This window comes from Candidatus Frankia alpina, from assembly GCF_902806485.1.
Taxonomy (GTDB): Bacteria; Actinomycetota; Actinomycetes; order Frankiales; family Frankiaceae; genus Frankia; species Frankia alpina.
In genome coordinates this window covers 23,757-32,813 of record NZ_CADCWT010000027.1, presented here as the reverse complement: position 1 = coordinate 32,813, position 9,057 = coordinate 23,757, and the positions used below count along the sequence as shown (strand labels likewise).

The 9,057-nt window shown below is 70.5% G+C and carries 8 protein-coding genes and 1 pseudogene; 2 read left to right on the top strand and 7 right to left on the bottom strand.

The annotated features are described in order from the left end of the window. Positions 1-6: 6 nt before the first annotated feature. Genes G6R25_RS26315 through G6R25_RS26305 form a run of 3 tightly spaced genes read right to left on the bottom strand, consistent with a single transcriptional unit; the run spans position 7 to position 2,196 of the window. A complete protein-coding gene (locus tag G6R25_RS26315) occupies positions 7-990 on the bottom strand; it encodes an MMPL family transporter (protein WP_235947524.1) in 984 nt (327 codons plus the stop codon). An 8-nt stretch (positions 991-998) separates the two neighbouring features. Beyond that, on the bottom strand, positions 999-1,919 hold the full coding sequence (locus tag G6R25_RS26310) for an MMPL family transporter (RefSeq protein ID WP_235947523.1): 921 nt from the start codon (positions 1,917-1,919) through the stop codon (positions 999-1,001). Next, entirely contained in the window at positions 1,906-2,196 is a 291-nt protein-coding gene (locus tag G6R25_RS26305; RefSeq protein WP_235947521.1) for a hypothetical protein, read from the bottom strand. Before G6R25_RS26305 ends, G6R25_RS26310 begins: the two co-directional genes overlap by 14 nt. Before the next feature lie 108 nt (positions 2,197-2,304). On the opposite strand from G6R25_RS26305, the pseudogene G6R25_RS26300 reads away from it, so the two are divergent. Together G6R25_RS26300 and G6R25_RS26295 are read left to right on the top strand one after the other, a co-directional pair. Then, positions 2,305-2,448 (top strand): annotated as a pseudogene (locus tag G6R25_RS26300) (TetR/AcrR family transcriptional regulator); the annotation flags it as partial. Between the two features lie 202 nt (positions 2,449-2,650). Beyond that, the gene (locus tag G6R25_RS26295) at positions 2,651-2,965 is read left to right on the top strand and encodes a TetR-like C-terminal domain-containing protein (protein ID WP_235947519.1); all 315 of its coding nucleotides are present in this window, start codon (positions 2,651-2,653) and stop codon (positions 2,963-2,965) included. 102 nt (positions 2,966-3,067) lie between these two features. Here G6R25_RS26295 and G6R25_RS05590 read toward each other — a convergent pair whose 3' ends face one another. From G6R25_RS05590 to G6R25_RS05580, 4 genes are all read right to left on the bottom strand, one after another. Next, positions 3,068-4,138 carry a glycosyltransferase family protein gene (locus tag G6R25_RS05590; protein WP_163552129.1) on the bottom strand — a complete coding sequence of 357 codons (1,071 nt, stop codon included), beginning with the start codon at positions 4,136-4,138 and terminating at the stop codon, positions 3,068-3,070. A gap of 552 nt (positions 4,139-4,690) precedes the next feature. After that, positions 4,691-5,404, bottom strand: a complete 714-nt coding sequence (locus G6R25_RS26290) for an HD-GYP domain-containing protein (RefSeq protein WP_235947515.1) — start codon at positions 5,402-5,404, stop codon at positions 4,691-4,693. Positions 5,405-5,536: 132 nt separating this feature from the next. Further along, positions 5,537-7,330, bottom strand: a complete 1,794-nt coding sequence (locus G6R25_RS26285; protein WP_235947512.1) for a sensor domain-containing diguanylate cyclase — start codon at positions 7,328-7,330, stop codon at positions 5,537-5,539. Positions 7,331-7,962: 632 nt separating this feature from the next. Then, the gene (locus G6R25_RS05580) at positions 7,963-8,715 is read right to left on the bottom strand and encodes an FkbM family methyltransferase (protein WP_163552128.1); all 753 of its coding nucleotides are present in this window, start codon (positions 8,713-8,715) and stop codon (positions 7,963-7,965) included. Positions 8,716-9,057 lie beyond the last annotated feature (342 nt).

Below are 9,057 nucleotides of genomic sequence, written 5' to 3'. Positions count from 1 at the left end.
GGCCCGTCAGGCATGGCCCGATCCGGCCAGCTCTTCTACGGGCCCGGCCGGCGGGGCGGGGGCGCGGTACTCGTGGAGTCCGAACCGGTCATGCAGGATCCGCAGTGGGCGCGGCGCCCACCAGTTCGCGTTGCCCGCGACCCGCATGAACGCGGGGACGAGCACCCCCCGGATGAGCGTCGCGTCCAACACGATGGCCAGCGCCGTTCCGACCCCGAACATCTGCATGAAGCGGACCGACGAGGTCGCGAAGGCGAGGAAGGTGACCGCGAGCAGCGCCGCCGCGGTGGTCACGATTCGTCCGACCCGGGCGAGCCCGGTGGCGACAGCCTCGGAGTTGCCCGCCCCGGCATCGTGCGCCTCCTTGATCCGCGAGAGCAGGAAAACCTCGTAGTCCATCGACAGCCCGAAGGCGATGCAGAACAGCAGCACCGGCATGGACGTGTCCAGCGGGCCCGGGGTGAAGTCGAGCAGTCCCGCGAGGTGCCCGTCACTGAAGATCCACACGGATGCGCCGAACACCGCACACATGGCCAGGCCGTTGAGCACGATCGCCTTCACCGGTAGCAGCACGCTGCCGGTGAACAGGAACAGCAGGACGAAGGTCGCCAGCGCGATCAGGCCGAGTGCGAGGGGGAGCCGGTCCGCGACCGTGCTCTTGCCGTCCACCAGGACGGCGGGCGCCCCGCCGATCAGGGCGGAAGTCCCGGCGGGCGGCGGCACCGCGCGGGCGGTCCGGACGAGCTTCTGCGCTCGACCCGACGCGTAGTCCACCGAGGTCACCACCTGCAGCGAGTCCGCGCCGGCGGCCGCGAAGCGGCTGCTGGCCGGACCGGGGGGTACGGTGCGCCGACCCTGCACGTAGGTTCCCAGCGCACTGTCCACGCGGGCCACGTCGGGCAGCCGCGACAGCGTCGCCGCGTAGTCGGTCAGCGCCGGCCGGTCGACCGGGCCCCGTCCCGGCGGCCTGCACGACGACCTCCATCGCACCGCCGAGATCAGCCACGAAGTCCGCGCGCAGCGCGTCCCCGACCACCCGGCTGGAGCACCCGGTCGTCCGGCGTCCCGAAGTCCACGTGCAGGAACGGCGTCCCGAGCACGAGCAGCACCGCGACCACCGGCAGCCCGGTGAGCACCGGCCGGCGCATCACCGTCGCCGCCACCCGTCGCCAGAACGGGGATTCACCCGCCTCCCGCGCCCCGGTCGCCGCCCCCCCGTCCGCGCCGGACACCCCCACCGGCTCCGACCGGCTTGTCCGGCGTCGACGGACCAGTCCGATCAGGCCACCCACCCGCCAGGAGTTCACCCGCTCCCCGAGCACCATCAGCAGCGCCGGCAGCGACACGATCGCCGCCACGACCGCCACCAGCGTCACCGCGATGCCCGCATACGCCATGGACTTCAGGAAGTACGGCGGGAACAGCAGCATCACGGCCAACGCCACGATCACCGTGGCACCGCTGAACAGGATGGTCCGACCGGCGGCGTGAACGGTCACCGCCACCGCGTCGGCGCGCTCACGCCCGGCCGCCAGCTCCTCGCGGAACCGGCTGACCATCAGCAGGGAGTAGTCGATGCCGAGACCAAGGCCCATCGCCGTCGCGAGGTTCACAGCGAAGATCGATACGTCGGTGAGCCCACCGATCACGGACAGGGTCGCGAAGCCGCCGACGATGCCGAGCAGTCCGATGCCCAGCGGCAGCAGCGCGGCGACGACGCCGGCGAACGCCATCACCAGCAGCACCAGGGTGACGGGGATGGCGATCGACTCGGCCACGGCGAGGTCGGCGGAGACCTGGTGGCCGATGTCCTCGCCCACCGTCGCCCGACCACCCGGTTGGACGGTCACCGAGTCGGGCCAGCGTTTCGGTGACTCGTAGTGATCGACGATGTCCGAGGCCTCGTCATCGTCCCGCACGCTGGCCACGACCAGCGCCGATCGACCGTCCCGGGAGCGCAGCGACGGCCCCCCGCCGGGCAGTGACGAGAAAGAGCACGTTTGGACGGCCGCGAAAGCGGGCGTCCATCACATCGGCCGCCCGGGAGGACTCCGACGCCGGGTCGTCGAAGCCCGCGGTCTGCAGCTTGCCGAAGGCCGTGCTCGCAAGGACGCCGCCGCCGAGCAGGAGGACGACCGTGAGGACCAGTACCAGGCGGGGACGGCGCGTCACCAGCGCCACAAGGGACGAGAACATGGTTTCCTCCGCAGATGGGGCAACCTTGCAGAGAACAGTGTTCGCGAACGATGTTCTCGTCAAGGTCGGATTGACGCGTAGTTGACAGCGTTCACCGCGAGATCGACCATGACTGCCGTGAGTAGTCCAGTCCCGCGCCGGGAACGGCTACGGCGGGCCACCCTCGAGGAGATCAAGCGCACCGCGCACGCCCAGCTGGCGGAGCTCGGCCCCGCCGCACTGTCCCTTCGGGGGGTGGCACGCGCGATGGGCATGGCCCCCTCGGCCCTGTACCGCTATGTGGACAGCCGAGAGGTCCTGCTCGAGGAGCTGAACGGCCGACGGCTTCGCCTCGCTGGCCGACGCCCTGGAGGCGGCCTCCGCGGCAGGCGATCCGCACGACCATCTGGGTCGGTGGCTGGACGTCACCCGGGCGCACCGTCGCTGGGCGCTGAACCACCCGGTCGAGTACAGGTTGATCTTCGGTCCGCGGGTGTCGGAAGGCGGGTCCGTCGACAACCGGGTGGCCGCGGAGCTGAAGCGCTCGGTGGCCGTGCTTTTCCGCTGCATGACGGAGACGATCGGGGCCGGCCTGGTTGACACCAGCCAGGTCGACGCCGGACTCACCCCGACGATGCAGGCCAGGCTGCGGGCCTGGGCAGCTGACCACGAAGTGCCGATCGGCCCCGCTGGCATGACGGTGTGCCTGACGGCGTGGACCCAGCTGCACGGCTTCCTGTCACTGGAAACCTTCGGCCACCTCCCGCCGACCTGTTCGACCGGCAGATGACCGACGTGTTCGCCCAGGCCTGCCGGGTGATCGCCCGGCGGCCCCGCCGGACCGGATGACGTGCCCCGACCGGGCCGCTCAGCCCGGCCGGGGCGGAATTGGTCAGGCCGACGTGCGCATCCGGCGCTCCAATGCGTCCAGGGCGACCCGGCGGGCACTCTTGATCTCCGGAAGCCGGGCCTGATATGCGGGTGCCGTGGCCAGCGGCTGGTAGAAGCCCATGCGCGGGACGAAATCCGCCTCGTCGTAACCCGGCGGTCGGTGCAGTGCGTAGGTACGGCCCGGGAATAGCAGGTCGTAGTTGTCCGCGATCTGCCAGATGGCGACGTGCGGATCGACCCGGCGCCGCTGGAAGTACGCCTCCAGGACATCGATTGTGAAACTAATCTCATGGAACTGTTTCACGAGGCTATGGTAATGCTGGCCGACCTGATACTTGATCGGCAGCTCGACCTGCAGGCTGTCCGAGTAGTCGAGCAGGTCGAGAGCCAGCACCTTCAGCGAGGTCTCCACACCATACCCGCGCGAGAAGGCCAGCGCCGCGAAGACATCCGCGTCGATGACGAACTCCCCGATCAGGGGTTGGATAGTCCGCGTGATGGACGGCACATACCGGGCAAGCTGCTTCGACAGCAACGACCGCAGCATCTCGGTGGTACGCCCGCCAGGCCGACCGTCACCCGTCACCCTGCGCGAACTTCCGTTCACAAAAAGCGGAGCATTCCCGGCTGTCGTCGCCGCGGCGAGCACCCCAACCGTGTACGGATCGTAACTTTCGAGATCGGCGTCGTGGAAGATGAGCCGATTGCCGAACGCAAGGTAGGCGAGGCTGCGCATGGCGCCAGCCTTCCCGCCCGTCGCCGTCTCCTCCCGGCCGGCATGGCGTTGCAGGACGGACTGCCCGCGGACGACCCAGCTCGCGCCCGCGTCCGTCGCGATGCGCACGAGGTCGTGCTCGTCCCCGTCCGAGGACGGATCGACGACGACGCCGATCTCGTCCAGAACACTGCGTTCCTGCATCCACCGCTGCCGGTTCTGCGCGATGATCTCACCGATGGTCCGAGCCGCCTCCGGGCCGCGGGCCGGGATCAACAGGCTCAGGGTGATGCCCTTGGCAAGCTTGTCCACCTCGATCGTGTCGAGGTCGAGGCTGATGGGTTCGAGCGTTCGCACGGACGCCCCTCTCTCGTGACCTTTCTTGGGTACGGACAGCCCCCGTACCGGTGAAAACGTCCCGTCGGGATCTGCTACGGGCGTTGCGGGGTCGGTATCAGGCGGACCGGACGGTGATTTCCCCTCGTGCCGCTGTCCGCATGATTGCGTACCTCCGTTCGCAACGCCCCACCCGCCCGGGTCGATTCCGGTACCTCCCCCGCGCTCAGGTTCGCCGCATCCTCTTTGCGGTCTGGCGGAGCACGACCGATCCGACACATGTCAGGTGCTGGAGCGTCAAAGTATCGGTGTTGCGGCTCTATCCGTCACTCCCCTCTTTTTGGGCGGGTATCAACTGCCACTTTCGGGACCGAGCGCGAACACGCCGCGCCGTACCGGAACCGCACTACTGACCCGTATAGTTACGGTGAGTATCTGGCCAAGCGCCCGGAGCGGTTACTCTCGGACCGATCGGGAAAGAACTACCCGCTGCCGGGCCAGCCGATGCCAGGCCGGCATCGGCCCACCGCACCGTCGGCGCGGAAGTCGAAGGGAAGTCGCGCTCGGTCAGCCTCACAGCCGGGACAGTGGCGTGCGGTCGAGCGAGTCAAGCACCGGCCGGTCGGTCGCCCGCGCGGCCGGGGTGGTCGTAAGTCGGTCGCCCGGATGGGGCAGTCCGACTCGCCGGTCCGACTCCAGCGCGAGAAAGACGTCGACGACCACCGGGTCGAACTGGGTGGCGCGCCCCACCCGCAGCTGCTCGCGGGCGGCTGGCCCGCTCAGGGGATCCCGCCCGCCTCGCCCGCCGCGCATCGCCGCCCAGGCCGTGCAGACCGCCAAGGCTCGTGCCTCGATCCGGATCCCGGACCCGGCGATCCCGCTGGGGTAGCCACCCCCGCCGAACCACTCCCGCTGTTGGGCGATGATCTCCGCCTCGATCTGCAGACCCGGCACCTGGGCTAGCAGATTCGCGCCCATCAGCGGGTGCATCCGGATCAACCGCCACTCCTCTGCGTCCAGGGGGCCCGGTCGGGCCAGCACCTGCGGCGGAAGGAGGATCTTGCCCACGTTGTGCAGCCGCTCTGCCAGGCGGGCCCGGTGCCGCGTCACGGCGGCATGGCCGAGCACGGTGAGGACCTCGGTAAGCCAGCGCCCCACCGCCCGGCCGTCCGCTCGCGGTGCGTGGCAGGCGTCGACCTGCTCGGCGATCCGACGCAGGCACTCGATGCCGTCGGGCAGCCGCCCGGCCAGCTCCTGCGGCTCCGCGGCCAGTACCGCAGCCACCACGGTGGCGACCGCCGACGCGGCCGCGCCTGCCGCCGCGGGCTCGGTGGACGAGGCCGGTGCGCCGTTCGGATCGACGCTGGTTGCATGGCCCGATCGGGCTTGTTCGCCATCGTCACCGGCCCACCATCTGCCCTACCCGGACGCGGGCGCGCCGAGTGCACCAAACGGTGCACTCGGCCGGGGCGCGGGCGCCGATCCGAACGGATCAACGGCTGCCCGCAGAAGCAACGCCGGCGGACCGACGGCCGGGCGACCGACCACCGCCAGTCCGGCCGGCCGCGAACGAGGCGAGACCGGCCGAGCGGGTGCCGGCGTCGCGGCCGGGGCCCGCCCCGGCGGTGCCGTCCCCTCCGGACCGATCGCGACCCGGTTCCGGCCCGCCTCCTTGGCGGCGTACAGGGCGCGGTCCGCGACCTCAACCAGCGCGCGGACATCATCCGCGTCGTCGGGCAGGACCGCGCCGCCGACCGAGACCGTCGCTGTCACCGACACCGACCCGGCGCCAGCGGTGTTCCGAAGCCGGCCCGCCGCGCCCCGCCGGCCCGCCGCACGAGTCGTCGCCGTGGTCCCCGCGGTTCGTAGGGCGACTCCCGCCATCGGCATGCCGGCATCACCACGGCCGGGAGCGGCGTTCCCCACATGGTCGCCCGCGCTGCGCCCCCGCGGGTCCGTCCCGACGGGCGGGGCCGGTCTGTCGGCGGCTGCCGCTGACCAGCCGGCGGAGGCTACCGCGGCCGACGCGGGCGGCGCCACCTCCACAGGTTCCCTACCCACCCCGAGCCGTAGCCGCTCGGCGATGTCCGCCAGCGCGTCGCCCCGGACGTCCCTCGCAAGCAGCGCGAACTCCTCCCCCCCGTAGCGGGCCACGACATCCCCCGGACGGGTCACCATGAGCAGCCGTCTGGCCACCTCCGTGAGCACCTGGTCGCCGGCCGGGTGGCCGAACCGGTCATTCACGGACTTGAAGTGGTCGACGTCGACGAGGAGCAGGCCCACCCTCGATCCGACCCAGCGAGCCCGCCGGGCGACGACCCTCATCTCGGCATCCAGATATCGGCGGCTCCGTAGCCCGGTCAGGCCATCTGTGATCGCGAGATGTCGCTGCTCGGCCTCCAGCCGCGCCATCCGGGCGATGATCAGCAGCATGATCCCGGCGCTCGCCACCGCGATCACGCGGACGTCACGGAGATCGCCACGACCAGCCTGCACCCCGAGAACCGCCGGCCCGACCAGTCCGAGACCACACAATGCGGCCAACCGCAACCCGTCACGGACAGGCACCGCCGGCACCGCCGCCGACTGGCCCGATCGGGCCAGCGAGGGATGGAGTGCGGCGGCAGCGAGGAGCAGAGCGCTCACCATCCGGGCGGCATCCCGGCCATCGATCGCCGTGCCGCCCGAACCGCCGATGCCCACGTCGCTCGCGACGACGGCACCGATGCGGGTGCAGACCTCGGCGGCGTCCGCCACCACGCCTACGAGCACCCCACCCGCCAGGAGAAGCAACGTGGCCAGGCGCTCGCCATCGCCCGCCACGATTCTGACGGTCACCCCGACGACCGACAGACCCGCCGCCGCGCACACCGCCGGGACGATCCCGGCCGCCGAAACACCCCCCGTCCGCACCGCCGGTGCCACCAGAAACACCCAGGACAGCAGGGCGGCCGCGGCGAGGAACATCGCGGTGTCCAGCAGGCTTGCCGCGTTCCGTCCGGGACCGCGCGCCCGTACCAGCGCCGCCAGGCCCAGGACCAGCAGCGGATACCGGAGGAGCAGAACGATGTCCGCCAACGCCACCCCAACCGTGGCCGAGGACGTGCGCAGGGAAATGGAGAGGGCCACGTCGGTTGCGGCCGCGAGAACCTGACTGCCCGCGAGGAGTATCCAGCCGCGCCGCGGGACGGGGGCGAGACCTCGCGAGGGCAACGGCAGCCACCAGGTTCGCCAGCAGGTACAACGCCATCCGGACGTCGAGCCCGACACCTGCGATGGGCGGCAGGACGGATCCGACGGCCGCAGCCAGCGCAGCACCGAGACAGACGATCCAGCCACGGTCCCGCCAGGCACGCCGCGGTGGGGCCGGCATCACCCAGTGGTTCGGAACGCGGGATTCGTTGACGATGCGAGAACGGCTGGCGACGAACAGCCACCCCGGGGGGACCGGGCCATGAGGAGCCTCTCAGTTGACCGGACAGGTGGCGCGGGTACCGGCCGCGTACGGCCGATGCCTCCTGGCGATCTACCAGCGGATCCGGCAGCTACGGCGGCACCGCGGGCGTCCGGATGGCTCCGATGGGTCGATCACCGTGGCCTGCCGAGACCGTACCGAATCGTCGCTCTTCGTACACGCTCGTTTGAGCCCTCGTAAGAACTCTTGTCCGGTTCTTGTTCTCGGCTTCCCATCGTCGGGCGCGTGCCCCACGTACAAGGCGCACCGGCCCGCCACGGGACAGGCGGCCCAGATGGGACCGGGTCCGTTCGGGCCGCCCGTCGTGGTCGTCAACCTTGGGCGCCGCGACGAGGGCCGGCGGAGGGCGGACGGCCCCGGCAGACGATCGTCAGGGATGTGCGACGAAGTTGAAGCGGCGACCGGTCTCGAACGTGTCCCGGAACTTGGGCAGGGTGTACGGACCAGCGCCGTCGAGGTCGAAGATCCGAAGCCCCAGATCGCCGTCGACGAGGGTGTATATCTCATCCGCCGTCGTGCCGTAGTCGCGTGCCCCGGCGCCGAATTCAAACACCAGATGCGGTCGGCTGGCGGCGATCAGTTTCTGGGCACCGCGGAACACTCCGTACTCGGCGCCTTCGACATCGACCTTGATGAGGGTCGGCCGGTAGTCCGCGGGCAACGCCTCGTCGAGGACCTCGACCTTCACCTCGATCTGCTCGACGTCCTCCGTGTCCGGCACCCGGTCGCGCAGCCCGCTGTACGCCGGTCGGCTACGGACGTAGGTGAATGGCAGTATCCCGGGTGTGTCCGACAGCGCGGCCTGGCGCACCTGGACCGTCGGGAAGTCGGTCGTCAGCGACGCCGCCATGTGCGGCAGCGGCTCGTAGGCGATGTGCCGTCCGCGCGGGGCGTGTCGCAGCATCGTCCGGAGCACGTCTCCCCGGTGGGCGCCCACATCGATGCAGTTCGAGTTCTCCCGCAACACGAACGACAACAGCAATGCCAGGTGGCGGTCGTCATTGCGGTTGCGCCGGGCCGTCGGCGCGATGTTGTCGCGCACCAGCTTCAAGGCCGGACCGAGGCCTAGATCGACCGCCTTCCGGCGGAGCTGAGTCAGCTGCTTTTCTACCCGAGGATCCATCCGCCACGACCTCCCGTTGCCCCGCTGGTGATCTGCCGGAGGGAATTAGGCCCACGCTCCACCACGGCAGCTACCCGCCTACTATTGGGGGAACTCAATCAACGGTCAATAGCGGTAGTACCACCTTCTCACCGCCACCAGCGGCCGGTCCATCGAATTCTGCCGTAACGGAAGACTCGCACTGCCACACTCTCACGCCCGGTAAGGGCGGTCCCCAGTCCGGGACGGCCGCCCACGCGACCACGCCGCAATCCCGATACAGCCCCGAAACCCTGCCGCCACGTCGCCGCGCCCCCCGGCAGGGGACCCTCTCCGCCGGAATCAGTCCTTCCGATCCGGCGC

What these genes read in the sequence shown, in the direction of transcription:
- G6R25_RS26305 (WP_235947521.1), bottom strand. Translation starts at nt 2,196, where the DNA reads ATGTTCTCGTCCCTTGTGGCGCTGGTGACGCGCCGTCCCCGCCTGGTA.
- G6R25_RS05580 (WP_163552128.1), bottom strand. Translation starts at nt 8,715, where the DNA reads ATGGATCCTCGGGTAGAAAAGCAGCTGACTCAGCTCCGCCGGAAGGCG.